Origin of the sequence: Salinicola tamaricis (assembly GCF_003006155.1) — a bacterium.
In the GTDB taxonomy this organism is placed as follows: domain Bacteria; phylum Pseudomonadota; class Gammaproteobacteria; order Pseudomonadales; family Halomonadaceae; genus Salinicola; species Salinicola tamaricis.
This window is the reverse complement of record NZ_CP023559.1, coordinates 1,641,037-1,656,699: the sequence shown is the minus strand read 5'-3', so window position 1 is coordinate 1,656,699 and position 15,663 is coordinate 1,641,037. Positions and strand designations below refer to the sequence as shown.

Genomic DNA, 15,663 nt, shown 5'->3' with positions numbered 1-15,663 from the left:
CTGGGCTAGCGGTTGAGAAGCAGGTCGGGGTGAGAGTGGCCAGCGCCTTCGGCGGCGGCGGGCGCGGTGACGGGCACGCAGCTCAGCGCGATGCCGCGCTCGGCCAGCGCTTGGCGCGCCGGCGACGGCAGCGCATCGTCGGTGACGATGAGATCGAACGCCTCCAACGAGCAGGCGCGAAAGCGTCCGAAGCGGCCGTACTTGGCGCTGTCGGCGAGCAGCACCCGCCGCGCGGCGCTGTGCAACAGCTGCTGCTTGACCACCAGCTTGGCCTCGTCCGGCGTGGTCAGGCCGCGCTCTAGATGCCACGAGGACGAGCTGAAGAAGGCCAGATCCAGATTGACGCCGCTCAGATAGGCCGCCACCGCCGGCCCCACGGTGGCGTGATTGTCGGGATCGACCCGGCCGCCGGCGTGGTGCAGCTCGATCTGCGGGTAGTCGGCGAGCAGCGCGCTGACCTGGAAGCTATTGGTGATCACGCAAAGTTCGTGGTGGCCGGTGAGTAGCGCCGCCAGCTCGTAGAGGGTGGTCCCGGCATCCAGGTAGATGGTCTGCCCCGGCTTGACCAGCGAGGCGGCATGGCGGGCGATGGCGCGCTTGGCCGCGATGTTGGTGGCGGCCTTGAGCGGCCAGGCGGGCTCGCGATGAAGGGGTGCGATCCGGCGCACGCCGCCGCTGACCGAAAGCACCTGTCCGGCCTGCTCCAGACGCTGGATATCCCGGCGCACGGTCATGTGCGAGACCGCCAGATGGGTGGCGAGCTCGGCGATACCGAGCACGCTGTGGGTATCGAGCAGGTCGAGCAGCTGCTGGCGGCGCTGGCTGGGAATCACGAGTCACCCTCGAGAGCGGATGATGCATTTTGTGAAAAATTCACAAAAATGCTCAAGAATGGCTCATGCTCGGCCCAGCGCCGTCGGATGTCAAACGCCGGCGCACTCGACGTTAGTCCAGGTCCAAGGCCAGGAGCGGATCCAGCCGAGGGCGCCGGCGAGAGAGATGATGTAAAACCCGCGGATGCTCATGATGAGCGCGCGGCGTGGCCTCAGGCCGGGGTGGAGGCGCCCGGGGTGCTCTCGGCGGGCCGTGCTATCAGACGTTCGGCGGCGTCGTGCAGCGGTGTCAGCTGGCGCGCGATGTGCAACAGCTGGCCCTGGATCAGGCGGCGCTCGTCGTCGCCATCGTCCTGGGCGCTGGCCGGCTCGCGCTCGAACACCGCCGTCAGCTCGGCCTGCACGGCCTTGGGGTCGGGGGGCGTCTCACGCGCGGCCAGCCGCGCCGCCAGCGCGTCGAAGCGATCCGCCAGGGTGCGCGCGGCGACGTAGAGCTCGGCATCCTGCGCGCTGGCGCTGACGCTGCCACGGTGGGCCCCTAGCGCCGAGAGGTAACCCAGCAGGGTGTGCGAGGCGACCAGGAAGCGGAAGCCCTCGTCGGCATCCTTCTTCCGGTAGTGGCCCGGCTCCTGCAGCATGTTGGAGAGCACGGTGGAGAGCGCGGCGTCGGCGTTGTGGGCGTTGCGCCGTGCCAGCCGATAGGCGAGGTCGTCCTGCTTGCCGCTCTCGTACTGGTGGATGATCTCGCGCAGATAGGCAGTGCTGTTGGCGAGCGCCGCCGAAGCCACCTTGTGCAGCCGCCGTCCCTGCCAGTCGGGCAGGATCAAGAATACCGCCAGCCCCGAGATCAGCGCGCCGATCAGGGTATCGAACAGCCGCGGCAGGATCAGATCGAAGCCGTCGCCGACCTGGTTGAAACTCGCCAGCACCAGGGTGGTGATGGCGGCGGTGGCGATCACATAGTGCTTCTCGCGATTGGCGAAGAACACCACCCGGCGGCGATCGCGATCAGCGACTGCATCAGCGGGTCGGTGAACAGACTGATCAGCGCCCAGCCGGCCACCAGCCCGAGTACGGTGCCGACGATACGCTGATACAGAAAGCGCCGGGTGGCGCCGAAATTGGGCCGGCACACGAACAGCGTGGTGAGCAGGATCCAGAACCCCTGGGTGGGATGGACCAGGTGCAGCACGCCGTAGCCCACCAACAGCGCGGTGGAGAGCCGCAGGGCGTGGCGTGGCGAAACAGCGGCGAACCCGGGGTCAGGTTGAGGCGCACCCGCTCCCAGGCGTCCTTGAGACTGCGCGGCGAGCGGTTGAACAGGCTGGCATCCTGCTGGTCGGCGACCATGTCGGGGTTGTGGGCGCGTGAGAGCTGATCCTCCAGCGTCGCCAGATTGCGTCCCAGCGCCTGCAGCGAGCGCAGCAGCGGGGTCCAGGCGGGGTTGCGCTGGGCACGCAGATAGACGATCGAGGCGCGCAGGTCCTCCAGCGCCTGCTCGCTCAAGCCGTGATCGAACGGCTGGCGCAGCAGCAGCGCCTTGGCCAGCCGCTTGCACGCCCGCCCCTGCTGGTCGAGCAGACGCTGGCAGCGGAACAGCACGTCGTGATGAAAGAAGGTCTCGGCCAGCGCCGAATAAGGGTAGTGCGAGGCGCTGACGCGCTCATGGATATCCTGAGCAATGAAGTAGAGTCGCAGATAGCGATTGAGCTTGCGGCTGGTGCGCTGGCCTTCGAGACGCCGGAAGATCATCTCTTGGCTTGATTGAGCGCGCTCACCACGCGCCCGTTCTGGCGCGCCAGCTCGACCGGCGCGCCTCCACATCGAGCCCACGCAGCGGCTCGAACAGGGTCGCCTTGATGATCAGGTAGGTGCCCAGCTCACGGTAGAGCTGGCCATGCTCTGCTTCACCGGCTGGCGCGAGAAGAGCGCACCCACACCACCGAGATGACCCCGTACCACGCGGCACCTGCCACCAGCAGCAGCGGCTGGCGCCACACATCTCGCTGGTGCCGCCTGCTGCTCGATATTGATCATCGAGTAGACCGAGAGAATCAGGGTCGCCGAAGCGATAGTGGCGTAGCGCTGCTCCACCGCACCGAGCATGATCAGGACGAACGCCGAGAGCGCCAGGCCCGGTGCGAACAGCCACGGCCACGGAAACAGTATCTCGACGCTGAGCGAGGCGACGAAGAAGCACCCCAGGGTCACCAGTAGCGCTCTGACCCGTCCCTCCCAGCTATCGTCGGTCTCGGCCAGGGCGCTGGCGATGATGCCCAGGAACAGCGGGATGGCGAGCCCGATCTGGTCCTGCTGCCAGCTCAGCGCCATGGCGCCGCTGAAGGCCACGAACACGCGCAGGCTGTAGGCGAACTTGTCGAGGGTCCACAGGCGACGCAGGGAGTGGGAGAGCGAGTCGGAGATTGCGGCGGCTCCAGCAGGAGGGTGATGATGACACGATAGCCTGCCGGGGCATCGGTCAGGCCGAGATTAGACTTTAGTATAACGCCTCTTGCCCCACCCTCGGCAACGCCCCGCGCTTCCCTCCACACCGGGACTCCGGCACCATCGTGGTGCGCCCGCCGCGCCGGGCGGCCCCAGAACAGGAACGCAAGCCCCGCATGCCAGCACAGCCCTCTCGCCATTCGACTGCCCCCGCCTCCCGCACGCGCCGGCTGCTGCGCGGCGTCGGTCATCTCCTGCGCGCGCTGGCGCTGGCGCTGGTCATCGCCTGGGGCACCCTGGCGCTGCACTTCGCCCTGTCGGGGCCGCGTCCGCTGGTGCTGGCGGTCATCGCCCTGTGGGTGACACTCGGCCTCGCCGCCCTGCTCGCCCGGCCTGGCGCCGCTATCGGCCGCAGGGCAACGCGGCTCGCCAGCCCCCACACCGCGGCCTGCAGCGTGCGAGTCTCGCCACCCGCCTCGCCTTCGCCCTGGCGCTGCTGGTCGTGGTCGTCTGGTGGCAGCAACTGACACCCCGCAACGACCGCGACTGGGCACCGGACGTGGCGCGCCAGCTGGTGGTCGAGCGCCACGGCGACCGGGTGCACCTGAACAACGTGCGCGACTTCGAGTGGCTCACCCCGGATCTCGCCCGAGTGCGTTGGGAGAGCCGCGATTACGATCTCGCGCAACTGTCGAGCGTCGACATGATCGTCTCCTACTGGATGGGTCCGGCGATCGCCCACACCCTGGTCAGCTTCGGCTTCGACGATGGCCGCCATCTCACCTTCTCGGTGGAGATCCGCCGCGAGCGAAACGAGGCGTTCTCGATCGCCGGCGGTTTCTTCAAGCAGTTCGAGCTCAACCTGATCGCCGCCGACGAGAACGACATCCTGCGCCTGCGCAGCAATGTCCGCGGCGAAGACGTCTATCTCTACAGCGTGAGGCTGACCCCGCAGGCCCGGCGCGAGCTGTTCCTGGCCTATCTCGACGAGGCCGAGCGGCTGCACGCAGAGCCCGCGTTCTACAACACCCTGACCAGCAACTGCACCACCATCGTCTTCGACATGGTCGCCCGGATCGTCGACGGCCTGCCACGCGACCCGCGGCTGATCCTCTCCGGCTATCTGCCCGGCTATGTCCATGATGTCGGCGGCCTGGCCCAGGGCGTACCGCTGGAAACGCTGCGTCAGCGCGGCTATATCAATCCGCGCGCCCAGGCGGTGCCCTACACTGAGGGCAGCCTGGCCTTCTCGAAGGCCATCCGCGCCGGCGTGCCGAGCGCCACGCCACCCACCGACGACGACATCGAGCGAGCCCCATGAGCGCGCCGTTCACGCCTCTGCGCGACGCCATCGAAAAGCGCATCAGCCATCTGACCGGGCGCACCCTGGGCGGGGTCGACTACACCCAGCCCAAGGGCGACCCGGGGCTGTTCGGCCCCGACACCGTGGCCTGGCGGGTGCACGGCGACTTCACCTCGATGATGTGCGGCGGCATCAGCGCCCTGCTGCTGCAGATGCTGCACCCGTTGGCGCTGGCCGGGGTGTGGGATCACTCCAACTTCCGCCACGACATGATCGGCCGCCTGCGCCGCACCAGCCAGTTCATCGCGGTGACCACCTTCGGCTCCCGGGACGACGCCGAGCGCGTGCTCGAGCGGGTGCGCCGGGTGCATGCCGGGGTAGAGGGAACGAGCGCGGATGGCCGCGCCTATGCCGCCAGCGACCCGGCGCTGCTCACCTGGGTCCATGTGGCCGAGATGAGCCGCTTTCTCGCCGCCCACCTGCGCTACCGCAATCCGCGCCTGGCGCTGGCCGAGCAGGATCGCTACTTCGCCGAGACCGCCCGCGTGGCCGAGGCGCTGGGCGCGACCCAGGTGCCCACCAGCCGCGCCGCCATCGACGCCTACCTGCAGCATCAGCGCCGCTATCTGGTGTGCGATGCACGTACCCGCGAGGTGACCGAGATTCTGCTTCACGCGCTGCCGCCGAGCCCACTGGTCAAACCGGTGGGAGCGCTGTTCATGCGCGCCGGCATCGACCTGCTGCCGCCCTGGGCCGCCACTCTGCTGAGTCTCGAGCTCGCCACGGCGGAGCGCCGCGCGGTGCGTGGCGGCATCCGCACCATCGCCCCGGTGATGCGCTGGGCGGTGCGCAACGGCTCCTACCGCCGCGCCATGGAGCGCATGCAGGCCCGCGAGCAGGCACGTCGGCCACGCTGAGCGCCGTCGACAAGCGCCACCCGGCGCGTCAGCCGGCTGCCAGCTCCCGCACCAGCCATGCCGCCAGGTGCTCGCCGCGCCGCCGCTCGCGCCCCGGGGCGAGCCACAGCCCTAGTGCGGCGTTGGTCTCCAGCGCCGGCCAGGGTGCCACCAGCCGCCCCTGGGTCAGATCGTTCGCCACCAGCAGCTCGGGGGCGATGGCCACCCCCAGCCCCGCCAGCGCCGCCTCCAGCAGATAGTAGAGATGCTCGAAGGTGCGCCCGCGCTGACGTGCCGCAGCCAGCGTCGCCGGCTCGACGCCCATTGCCGCGGCCCACTGCGGCCACGCCTGCGGCCGTGAGGCGGTATCCAGCAGCGTGGCCGCTCCCAGCATCGCATCAGCCGTCGCGTGAGGCGTGTGCGCCCACACCGCTGGCGTGGCCACGGCGACGATCCGCTCTGCCTGGAGCGGAAACACCGCGATATCCGCCGGCCACGGCGGTGCGGCAAAGCGCAGCGTGGCGTCGATATCCTCGCGCCGCGGATCGAGCTCCCCTTCGCTGGAGACCACGCGCAGGCGCAGCGCGGGTAGATCCGCGTTGAGCCGGTCGAGCCGCGGGATCAACCAGCGCGCCAGCAGGCTGCCGGGGCAGGCCAGGGTGAAGGGCTGGCTTTCGAGCTCGCGCGCGAGGGCGGCGCAGCCCTCGCCGAGCCGGGAGAAGGCCTCACGAATCGACGGCTGCAGCAGGCGACCATGGGCGGTGAGCACCAGCCCGCGCCCTGACTTGTCGAACAGCGGCGTGCCGAAGTGGGCTTCCAGCGTGCGCAGTTGGCGGCTGACCGCGCCGTGGGTGACATGCAGCGCCTCGGCGGCGGCGGTGACGCTGCCCAGCCGGGCCACGGCATCGAAGGCGCGCAGCGCATTGAGCGACGGTAGCGATGTCATGGCGATCCTCGGTCGACAAGCCCGCCCGCGAGGGTTCCCGTGGGCGCCATTGCGTGAGATTTTCTCACAGATCAGTGAGCGTTTATCGATTTTTCTCGCGCGCGCACCCGGCTAACGTGGGTTCCATGATGCCAACCGGAGCCCCCGCAATGACAGACTATCCCGATAGCAACGGCTTTTTCGGCGGTAGCGACGGCTACGGCGGGCGCTACGTCGCCGAAACGCTGATGCCGCTGATCGGTGAGATCGAAGCCGCCTACGACGACGCCCGCCAGGACCCCGACTTCAACGCCGAGCTGGCGGCGCTGCAGTGCGACTACGTCGGCCGCGCCACGCCGCTCTACCTGGCCGAGCGGCTGAGCGCCCACGCTGGCGGCGCACGCATCTATCTCAAGCGCGAGGATCTCAATCACACCGGCGCGCACAAGATCAACAACGCCCTCGGCCAGGCACTGCTGGCCCGGCGCATGGGTCGCACCCGGCTGATCGCCGAGACCGGCGCCGGCATGCACGGGGTGGCGGTGGCCACGGTAGCGGCGCGTCTGGGCATGACCTGCACCATCTACATGGGCGCCAAGGATATCCAGCGTCAGCAGCCCAACGTGCAGCGTATGCGCCTGCTCGGGGCCAGGATCGTGGCGGTGGAGAACGGTACCGCGACGCTCAAGGACGCCATGAACGAGGCCTTGCGCGCCTGGGTCGCCAGCGTCGATGACACCTTCTACGTGATCGGCACGGTGGCCGGCCCGGCGCCCTACCCGCGCATGGTGCGCGACTTCCAGTCGGTGATCGGCCGCGAGGCGCGGGCGCAGATCGTCGAGAAGACCGGGCGTCTGCCCCACAGCCTGATCGCCTGTGTCGGCGGCGGCTCCAACGCCATGGGGCTGTTCCACGCCTTCCTCGATGATCCGGTGGCGCTGATCGGCGTCGAGGCCGGCGGTGAAGGGATCGAGAGCGGACGCCACGCGGCCAGCCTGAACGGCGGCAGCCCCGGGGTGCTCCACGGCAATCGCACCTATCTGCTGCAGAACGCCGACGGCCAGATCCAGGATGCCCACTCGATCTCCGCCGGGCTCGACTATCCCGGCGTCGGCCCCGAGCACGCCTGGCTCCACGACAGCGGGCGCGCGCGCTATGTCAGCGTCACCGACACCGAAGCACTGGCGGCGGTCGCACTGTGCTGCCGCCTGGAGGGCATCCTGCCGGCGCTGGAGTCGGCCCACGCACTGGCCGAGGCGACCCGGGTGGCCGCCGAGCTGCCGCCCGAGGCGGCGCTGGTGGTCTGCCTGAGCGGCCGCGGCGACAAGGACATGGCCACTATCATCGAGCATCTACCCGCGCAGGAGGCAGACCTATGAGCCCGCACCATCTCACGCCGCCGTCACGTCTCGCGGCGCGCTTCGCCACCTGCCAGGCAGAGCGGCGCGCCGCGCTGGTGACCTACGTCATGGCCGGCGATCCGGACCGCGCCAGCAGTCAGGCACTACTGTCACAGCTACCCGCCGCCGGCGCCGACATCATCGAGCTGGGCATGCCATTCAGCGACCCCATGGCCGACGGCGAGGCGATCCAGCGCGCCGGACAGCGCGCGCTGGGCGACGGCCAGACCCTGGCCGGCACCCTCGCCATGGTGCGCGAGTTCCGGCGCCAGGACACCACCACCCCGCTGGTCCTGATGGGCTATCTCAATCCGATCCAGTGCTACGGCGAGACGCGCTTTCTCGGCGACGCCGCGGCAGCGGGGGTGGATGGCCTGATCGTGGTCGACCTGCCGCCGGAGCACGGCGCCGCCTTCACCGTCCGGGCCCGGGACCTGGGCCTGGCGCGGATTCCGCTCGTCGCCCCGACCACCCCGGCCGAACGGCTGCCGGCACTGCTCGCCCAGGGTGACGGCTTCGTCTATCGCATCGCCTACAACGGCATCACCGGACGCGCTGGCAACGCCCCCAGCGGCGATATGACGAGCGCGCTGGCCCAGCTGCGCGAGCACACTCCGCTGCCGCTGGCAGTGGGCTTCGGTATCCGCGATGGCGACGCCGCGGCCGCTGTCGCCGCGGTGGCCGACGCGGTGGTGGTGGGCAGCGCTCTGGTCGAGCGCCTGGAGACGCAGGGGCAGGCAGCCGCCCTGGCGCTGGTGCGTGAATTGGCGGAGAGAACGCATCGCCGCGACCATTCTATTGAATAGTACGAAACAGGCGATAAAACGCGCTTTTATACCAAAAAAGAATATAGACTCTCTCCAACGGTGCCGACCCGCGTGTCGGCCCTCTTTCAGGAGAGACGCCATGTTGACGATCCGACGCAGCGACGAACGCGGCTATGCCGACCACGGCTGGCTCAAGAGCTTCCATTCGTTCTCCTTCGCGGGCTACCACGACCCACAGCACGTCCACTTCAGCGTCCTGCGGGTGATCAACGAAGATCGCGTGGCGCCGGGGCAGGGCTTCGGCCAGCACGGCCACCGCGACATGGAGATCTTCTCCTACGTGCTCAGCGGCGAGCTGGCCCATCGCGATACCCTGGGCAACGGTTCGGCGATCGGTCCCGGCCGGGTGCAGATCATGACCACCGGCACCGGGGTCGAGCACAGCGAATTCAACCACTCCACCAGCGAGCCGGTGCACTTCCTGCAGATCTGGCTGTTCCCGCGTGCACGCAACCTCGAACCGCGCTACGCCGAAAAGGACTTCGACGCCGCCGACAAGCGCGGCCGGCTGTGCCTGATCCTGTCGCCAGACGGCCGCGACGGCTCGCTCACGCTGCAGCAGGACGCCTTCATCTATGCCTCGCTACTCGATGGCGACGAGCGCGCCGAACTGGCCCTGGCCGCGGATCGTCAGGCCTACGTGCACCTGGTGCGGGGCGCGCTGACGATCAACGGTACCCGACTGGCGGGTGGCGATGCGCTGATGCTGACCGACGAGCCAACGCTGACGCTGGAACAGGGCGAGGACGCTGAGTTGCTGGTGTTCGATCTGCCGGTGATCAGTGCCGCCTGACGGCACGCACCCCATGGGACGCGCCGCTCGGGCGCGTCTGTCTCCCCAAACGCATTCCCTTCACTAGGCTTTGTTCAACCCCAGGAGTCACTCCATGTCTTACCGCAACCTGCGCCAATCCCTGACCCTGACCGCCGCGCTGCTCGCCGGCGCCACCAGTGCCAGCGCCCTGGCCGATAGCGTCACCTACCAGATGGACCCGATGCACACCAGCGTGGTGGCCTCCTGGAGCCACTTCGGCTTCTCCCACCCCACGGCGAGCTTCTCCGACGTCAAGGGCACGATCCACTTCGACCGCGACGCGATCGCCGACTCCAGCGTGGAGGTGAGCATCCCGGTCAAGACGGTGGACACCCGCGTGCCGGCGCTGAACGAAGAGTTTCTGGGCGAGAACTACTTCGATGTTGCGCAGTACCCAGACGCGACCTTCAAGAGCACCCGCATCGAGGCCACCGGCGATGATCACTACGACGTGCATGGCAAACTGACCATCAAGGGCGTGACCCATCCGGCGGTACTCCACGCCACCCTCAACCAGGTCGGTGAGCACCCCATGGCCAAGGTGCCGGCGCTCGGCTTCGACGCCGAGACGACCATTCAGCGCAGCGACTACGGGCTCGACCAGTACGTGCCCAACGTCAGCGACGCGATCCATATCCGCATCTCGAGCGAAGCCGAGGCCGGCGGCAGCGACAGCTGATACCCGCGTCTATCGTGTGCAAGACACCGAACGAGAAAGGCCCCCGAACGCGAAAGCGTCGGGGGCCTTTGTGCAGGTCGGTCAGGCGTCACACGGCCTAGAGAAACTTGAGCAGACTCTGCAACCGCTCCAGATCCCTTGAATCGCCGACCAGGCGCAGGCGTCCATCGAACAGGCCTTCACGAAAGGCGCGCTGAGAAGGCTTGCGCAGGAAATGAGTGGCGCTGTCGGCATCGCGAAAGCGCAGTTCGAGATTGAGGTCCACCGGCAGCCCGCTCTGGCTGTCGACGCGCTCCGGCGTCATCCGGTAGTGGCGCGCGATTGCCCTGTCCTCGGTCGCCACGCCCCAGTCGAAGCGCTTCAGACGCGTCAGAGCTTCGCGAAATTCGGGTTTGCGCGCACGCGTTCGCTTCAACATCACGCCCAGCCACCACAGCATCAACTTGAGCTTCATGCGCCCTCGCAAGCCGTCAGGTCAAGGAAGAAATGCCGACCCACCCGGTGACGGGGGATCGGTCATCGATGGGCCACTCGCCGTGGGCGAGCGCCGTCGGGTATCTAGCCCGTTTCAGCAGCGATTACTTGCTGACCGCGTCCTTGAGCGCCTTGCCGGGCTTGAACGCCACGGTCTTGCTGGCGGGGATGTTCAGCGGCTTGCCGGTCTGCGGGTTCTTGCCGGTGCGGGCGGCACGCTCGCGCACGGTGAACGAGCCGAAGCCGATCAGCGTGACATCACTGCCCTTGGATACCGTGCCGGTGATCTCATCGAGAATGACGTTGAGTACCTGGCTGGCTTTGTCCTTGGAAAGATCTGCACGCTCGGCGATCGCCGCGGCGAGTTCTGGCTTACGCATAAAGCCCTCCTTGTTTGGCTCTACTGGGGCGAGGTCATCGGTGGTTGCACCTCGCAATTCCTAAGCGCTGTTGTATCGGGGCGCGCAGTCGGGTAGGCGCGCACCCCAGCGCATAATAGGCAGCTCTCGACGCGGTTTGTAAAGCCTTACATGAGGATTTGCCGTTCGCGCCCGACCACCGCTGCTAGCCTAGCAACGGCGGCGCTGCCCGCGCCAGTTCGACTTTGCGCCGAACGCAGGCGCCGGTCAGGGCGAATCCGATCAGCCGCCCGGCAGCATCTTCAGCCACGGCGCTGAAATCCCCCGCCTCACCGTCGATGCGCCAGCGCGCCGGGGTCTCCCGCGGCGGCAGCGCAGCGATCGGCAGCAGCGCGGTCTTGACCATCACCGGCCAGGCGCCGTAGGCGACCGCCGTCGGCGTCCCTGTGAGCGTGGCGGCCAGCGCCTTGGCGCTGGCCTGCAGCGGCTGTACGTACATGGCGTTGAGGCCATCGACGCAGGCCACATCGCCAAGCGCATGAATGTGCGGGTCGCTGGTCTGCAGATAGCGGTCGGTAAGAATGCCCGCGGGGCCGGTCTGCAACCCGGCGCCCGCGGCCAGCGCGGTGCGCGGGCGCAGCCCGGTGGCCACCAGGACCAGATCGGCATCGAGACGCTCACCGTCATCGAGGGTCAGCGCCACGCCGCCGTCACTGGCCTCGAGCGCCTGCACCTGACGCTCGAAGTAGCCGGCGATACCAGCGGCGGCGAACGCCTCGGCCAGCGCCAGCCCCAGTGGTGGCGGCAGCAGCCGCGGCAGCGGCGCCGGCTCCGGGGCGATCAACGCCACCCGATGGCCACCGGCGTGGAGGTCGTTGGCGAACTCGCAGCCCACCAGCCCGGCGCCGACGATGGCCACTCGGGCCGGTTGCCCGGGGTGGCGCTCGAGGGCGGCGCGAAACCGCCGGTAGTCATCGAGATCATTGACCTGGAAGACCCGCTCGGCGAGCGCCTCGGGGGTCTCGAACGGCTGCCACGGCGCCGCACCGGTGGCCAGCACCAGGCGCTCGTAGGGCAGGCGTTCGGCGCCCAGCCACAGGATGCGCTGGCGCGGGTCGATCGCCTCGACCGGGGTGTGGCAGCGCAGGGTGGCGCCAAGCGCATCGGCCACACCGATGGCGTCGCGCTGGGCCAGCGCCGCGGCACTCTGGCCCTTGGTGAAGGCGCTCGACAGCAGCGGCTTGGCGTACTCATCGCCGCTGTCGGCGGTGATCAGGGTCAGCGCGCGGTGGGGGTCGCGGCTGCGTATCGCACGGGCCAGGCCCAGGCCGGCCATGCCGGTGCCGATGATCGTCAGGGGCGCACTCATGCCTTCCTCTCGGTCGCGGAATGGCCTCATGATACACTACGTCGCCCCAGGGCCGCCGCGCCCTGGGCCCTCGCGGCCAGTCCTGTTCGGAGTCGTGTGTGTCCTCATCTTCATCCCCTCGCCTGCCCAGCAGCGCGCGCTCCAGATCTACGCTCAGTTGGCAGCGTACGCCGACGCTGCGGCGCTGGAGCCCGGCCGCCGCCTGGCGCCCGGCGATGGACCCCCGCTGGTGGCGCTGGGTCGCCTCGACCGATTCGCTCACCGCGCGTCTGATCGCCGCCTCGCCGCGACCCTTTCGCGTACGATTGCTCGATGAGGGCATCGGCGTGCCGCGGCGTGACGAGGCCCAGTCGCTGGGCTTGGCGCCGGGCCGCGTGGCCTGGATTCGCGAGGTGCTGCTGATGAGCGGCGAGCACCCCTGGGTCGCGGCGCGCTCGGTGGCGCCGCTGACCCGCGGCGGCTGCCGCAGCCTGCGCGCCCTGGGCGAGCGCTCGCTGGGCAGCTGGCTGTTCGCCCAGCCGGATCTCGAACGTGGGCCGATCGAGCTGAGCGCGGACCCCGCCGGCGTCTGGCTGCGCCGTTCGCGCTTTCGCCACGGCCGCATCCAGCTGCTGGTGCAGGAGCGCTTCCTGACGCAGATGGCCGCCGACCTGGGGCTGCCACCGGGGGCGTGAGCCCGGCTTTCGGACTGTGTGAGCCCCCGCTTACCGCCTACAGCCGCCCGGCGAGGGCTGCTTCGAAGATCCCGCGGTAGGCCGCCGCGTCGAAGGCAATCGGATTGCCACCGGCGGAAGGATCCTCCACCGCCATCTGTCCGACCCGCTCGGCATGGCTATCGTCGATCCCCAGTTCACTCAGCGCATGGGGAATGCCCAGGCGCTCGCGCAGATCCAATACCCAATCGATCACTGCGGCGACCCCCGGCTGCGGCAGGTCGAGATAGCGTGCCAGACGCACCATCGGCTCGCCGATCGCGCGTGTGTTAGCGCGCAGCACATAGGGCATCAGCACCGCATTGAGCATGCCATGGTGGGCATCGAACAGCGCCCCCAGCGGGTGCGCCAGCGCATGCATCGCGCCCAGCCCGCGCTGGAAGGCGGTGGCCCCCATCATCGACGCCACCAGCATGTCGGTGCGCGCGGCGAGATCATCGCCGTGCAGGTAGGCCCGCGGCAGCGCATCGCGGATGCGTCGCATGCCCTCCACCGCAATACCCTCGGCCTGGGGGTGATACCCGGGCGCGCACCACGCTTCGAGACAGTGGGAGAGCGCGTCCATGCCGGTGGCGGCGGTGAGCCCCGGCGGCAGTTCACGGGTCAGCAGCGGGTCGAGGATCACCGCGCCGGGCAGCATGCACGGATGGAAGATGATGCGCTTGACCTGGACCTCGGCGTCGGTGATCACCGCGGCGCGCCCGACCTCCGAGCCGGTGCCGGCGGTGGTCGGCACCGCCACCACCGGCAGCACGGCGTCGGCATCCGCCTGGCGCCAGTTATCGCCGCGATCCTCCAGCGCCCACAGCGACAGCGACTCGGGCTGGCGCGCCATCAACGCCACCGCCTTGGCCGCGTCCAGCCCCGAGCCGCCGCCAAAGGCGATCACGCCGTCGTGGTCACCGGCGCGGAAAGCGGCCACGCCGGCTGCGACGTTGGCCCCGGTGGGGTTGCCCTGAATCTGACTGAACACGTCGACCGCCAGCCCCGCCTCCCGGCAGCGCGCGAGCGCTTGCTCGACCATCGGCAGCGCCGCCAGCCCAGGGTCGGTGATCAACAGCGGCGCGCGCATGCCCAGCGCCCGGCAGGCGTCGGGTAGCTCCTCGGCCCGCCCGGCGCCGATGCGGATGGGCGTGGGGTAGTTCCAGTTCGCGGTATAGCGTGCGCGATCGAAGTCACTCATGACGGATCTCCTGTAGGACGGTCGGCGCGGTTCAGGCGTGCTTCAGGTGAAAGGACTTCGGCCGTGTCAGCGTCTCGTAGCCGACCTGCGACAGCGAGCAGCCGCGCCCGGACTGCTTGACCCCGGTCCAGGCCAGTTCCGGGTCGAGATAGTCGCAGCGATTGTTGAACACGGTGCCCGCTTCCAGGCGTTTGGCCAGCGCCTCGCCCACGGCCAGATCGCGGGTGAACACGGCGGCGGTGAGGCCGAACTCGCTATCGTTCATCAGCGCCACCGCCTCGTCGTCATCGGCCACCGTCATGATGCCCACCACCGGGCCGAAGCTCTCCTCACGCATCACCGCCATATCGTGGGTCACCTCGGTGAGCACCTGCGGCGCCAGATAGGCGCTGCCCGGCACCGACAGCGGATAGTCGCCGGGGTCGATCCACGCCTTGGCGCCGGCAGCCACCGCCGCCTCGATCTGGCCGCGCACGAAGTCGGCCGCCGCCGGACGCACCAGCGGCCCCAGCGTGGTCTGCGGATCGGTGGGGTTACCGAGCCGGAGCTCACGCACCCAGGCCACCGCGCGCTCGACGAAGGCCTCGGCAATGTCGCGGTGGACATAGATGCGCTCGATGCCGCAACAGCTCTGCCCCGAGTTGAAGAAGGCACCATCCATCACTGCCGGCACGGCGGCGTCGAGATCGACGTCGGCGCGGATATAGGCCGGGTCCTTGCCGCCCAGTTCGAGCCCGGTAGCGATAAAGCGCCCCGCCGCGTTGCGCTCGACCATCTCGCCGCCCGCCACCGACCCGGTAAAAGAGACGTGATCGATGCGGGAATCGCGAATCAGCGCCTCGGTGTCGGCATGGGCCAGATGCAGGAACTGGAACACCCCCGCCGGCAGACCGGCGTCGGCGAACGCCTCGAACAGCCGCTCGGCACATAGCGGCGTCTGCGCCGAGTGCTTGAGGATCACCGTATTGCCGGCCATGATCGCCGGCACCACGGCATTGACGGCGGTCATGAAAGGGAAGTTCCAGGGCGCCACGATCAGCGACACGCCCAGCGGCTCGCGGGTGATATAGCGGGTGAAGCCGGGCTTGTCGGCCAGCCGGATCGGTGCCAGCGCCGACTCAGCGAGGGCGATCATGCCGCGTGCGCGCTCCTCGAAGCCGCCGATCTCGCCCCCCGCGGCGGCGATCGGCCGCCCCATCTGCCAGGTCAGCTCCTCGGCCAGCTTATCGCGCCGCGCGACGAAGGCATCGACCATCGCCGTACACAGCCGCGCGCGCTCGGCCAGCGGCGTCTCGCGCCACGCCCGCTGCGCCGCCACGGCGTCGGCGACGCAGGCTTCGATCTGCGCCGGCTCGGCCAGCTCGCGTTCGACATAGACCCCGCCATCCACGGGGGAAATCGTATGTTGTCGTGCCATGCGCTGCTCCCACCCAGAAAGTGTCG

17 protein-coding genes and 1 pseudogene are annotated in these 15,663 nt (G+C 69.1%); 8 read left to right on the top strand and 10 right to left on the bottom strand.

Features of this window, described 5'->3' with window-relative positions; genetic code table 11:
• Positions 1-5: 5 nt before the first annotated feature.
• From CN538_RS07660 to CN538_RS26080, 4 genes and pseudogenes are all read right to left on the bottom strand, one after another.
• Positions 6-833 (bottom strand): DeoR/GlpR family DNA-binding transcription regulator, encoded by an 828-nt coding sequence (locus CN538_RS07660; RefSeq protein ID WP_106419053.1) that lies wholly within the window; start codon positions 831-833, stop codon positions 6-8.
• A gap of 212 nt (positions 834-1,045) precedes the next feature.
• A complete protein-coding gene (locus CN538_RS26085) occupies positions 1,046-1,822 on the bottom strand; it encodes an FUSC family protein (protein WP_479725168.1) in 777 nt (258 codons plus the stop codon).
• Positions 1,789-1,968 (bottom strand): FUSC family protein, encoded by a 180-nt coding sequence (locus CN538_RS26700; RefSeq protein WP_479725167.1) that lies wholly within the window; start codon positions 1,966-1,968, stop codon positions 1,789-1,791. The genes CN538_RS26085 and CN538_RS26700 overlap by 34 nt, the downstream gene beginning before the upstream one ends.
• 296 nt (positions 1,969-2,264) lie before the next feature.
• Positions 2,265-3,164, bottom strand: a pseudogene (locus CN538_RS26080) (FUSC family membrane protein); the annotation flags it as partial.
• Between the two features lie 290 nt (positions 3,165-3,454).
• Between CN538_RS26080 and CN538_RS22335 the strand changes: the two are divergent.
• The 3 genes from CN538_RS22335 to CN538_RS07645 are packed head-to-tail and all read left to right on the top strand — an operon-like array spanning position 3,455 to position 5,498.
• Complete coding sequence (locus CN538_RS22335) at positions 3,455-3,805, top strand: hypothetical protein (RefSeq protein WP_242495648.1); 351 nt, start codon at positions 3,455-3,457, stop codon at positions 3,803-3,805.
• Positions 3,781-4,599 carry an Lnb N-terminal periplasmic domain-containing protein gene (locus CN538_RS07650; RefSeq protein WP_242495647.1) on the top strand — a complete coding sequence of 273 codons (819 nt, stop codon included), beginning with the start codon at positions 3,781-3,783 and terminating at the stop codon, positions 4,597-4,599. The genes CN538_RS22335 and CN538_RS07650 overlap by 25 nt, the downstream gene beginning before the upstream one ends.
• Entirely contained in the window at positions 4,596-5,498 is a 903-nt protein-coding gene (locus tag CN538_RS07645) for an oxygenase MpaB family protein (protein ID WP_106419051.1), read from the top strand. Before CN538_RS07650 ends, CN538_RS07645 begins: the two co-directional genes overlap by 4 nt.
• A 28-nt stretch (positions 5,499-5,526) precedes the next feature.
• On the opposite strand, the gene CN538_RS07640 is transcribed toward CN538_RS07645, so the two are convergent.
• Positions 5,527-6,423 carry a LysR family transcriptional regulator gene (locus tag CN538_RS07640; RefSeq protein WP_106419050.1) on the bottom strand — a complete coding sequence of 299 codons (897 nt, stop codon included), beginning with the start codon at positions 6,421-6,423 and terminating at the stop codon, positions 5,527-5,529.
• Between the two features lie 149 nt (positions 6,424-6,572).
• On the opposite strand from CN538_RS07640, the gene trpB reads away from it, so the two are divergent.
• The 4 genes from trpB to CN538_RS07620 all read left to right on the top strand — a co-directional run bounded on the left by trpB (position 6,573) and on the right by CN538_RS07620 (position 10,122).
• Positions 6,573-7,781, top strand: a complete 1,209-nt coding sequence (trpB, locus tag CN538_RS07635) for a tryptophan synthase subunit beta (protein WP_106419049.1) — start codon at positions 6,573-6,575, stop codon at positions 7,779-7,781.
• Positions 7,778-8,608 (top strand): tryptophan synthase subunit alpha, encoded by an 831-nt coding sequence (trpA, locus tag CN538_RS07630; protein ID WP_106419048.1) that lies wholly within the window; start codon positions 7,778-7,780, stop codon positions 8,606-8,608. The genes trpB and trpA overlap by 4 nt, the downstream gene beginning before the upstream one ends.
• A 100-nt stretch (positions 8,609-8,708) precedes the next feature.
• Positions 8,709-9,422, top strand: coding sequence for a pirin family protein (locus CN538_RS07625; RefSeq protein WP_106419047.1), 714 nt, complete (start codon positions 8,709-8,711; stop codon positions 9,420-9,422).
• A gap of 94 nt (positions 9,423-9,516) precedes the next feature.
• A complete protein-coding gene (locus tag CN538_RS07620) occupies positions 9,517-10,122 on the top strand; it encodes a YceI family protein (protein ID WP_106419046.1) in 606 nt (201 codons plus the stop codon).
• Between the two features lie 97 nt (positions 10,123-10,219).
• Here the strand turns inward: CN538_RS07620 and CN538_RS07615 are convergent, their stop codons facing one another.
• From CN538_RS07615 to CN538_RS07605, 3 genes are all read right to left on the bottom strand, one after another.
• Entirely contained in the window at positions 10,220-10,576 is a 357-nt protein-coding gene (locus CN538_RS07615; RefSeq protein WP_106419045.1) for a hypothetical protein, read from the bottom strand.
• Positions 10,577-10,700: 124 nt separating this feature from the next.
• Positions 10,701-10,976: an HU family DNA-binding protein gene (locus CN538_RS07610; RefSeq protein WP_035472794.1), complete on the bottom strand. Its 276-nt coding sequence runs from the start codon at positions 10,974-10,976 to the stop codon at positions 10,701-10,703.
• Positions 10,977-11,160: 184 nt separating this feature from the next.
• On the bottom strand, positions 11,161-12,324 hold the full coding sequence (locus tag CN538_RS07605; RefSeq protein ID WP_106419044.1) for an FAD-dependent oxidoreductase: 1,164 nt from the start codon (positions 12,322-12,324) through the stop codon (positions 11,161-11,163).
• 98 nt (positions 12,325-12,422) lie between these two features.
• Here CN538_RS07605 and CN538_RS07600 point away from each other — a divergent pair, with 98 nt between their 5' ends.
• Complete coding sequence (locus CN538_RS07600; protein WP_340638287.1) at positions 12,423-12,998, top strand: chorismate--pyruvate lyase family protein; 576 nt, start codon at positions 12,423-12,425, stop codon at positions 12,996-12,998.
• A gap of 37 nt (positions 12,999-13,035) precedes the next feature.
• Here CN538_RS07600 and CN538_RS07595 read toward each other — a convergent pair whose 3' ends face one another.
• Positions 13,036-14,220, bottom strand: coding sequence for an iron-containing alcohol dehydrogenase (locus CN538_RS07595; protein ID WP_106419042.1), 1,185 nt, complete (start codon positions 14,218-14,220; stop codon positions 13,036-13,038).
• 31 nt (positions 14,221-14,251) lie between these two features.
• Positions 14,252-15,637, bottom strand: coding sequence for an aldehyde dehydrogenase family protein (locus tag CN538_RS07590; RefSeq protein WP_106419041.1), 1,386 nt, complete (start codon positions 15,635-15,637; stop codon positions 14,252-14,254).
• Positions 15,638-15,663: the final 26 nt, after the last annotated feature.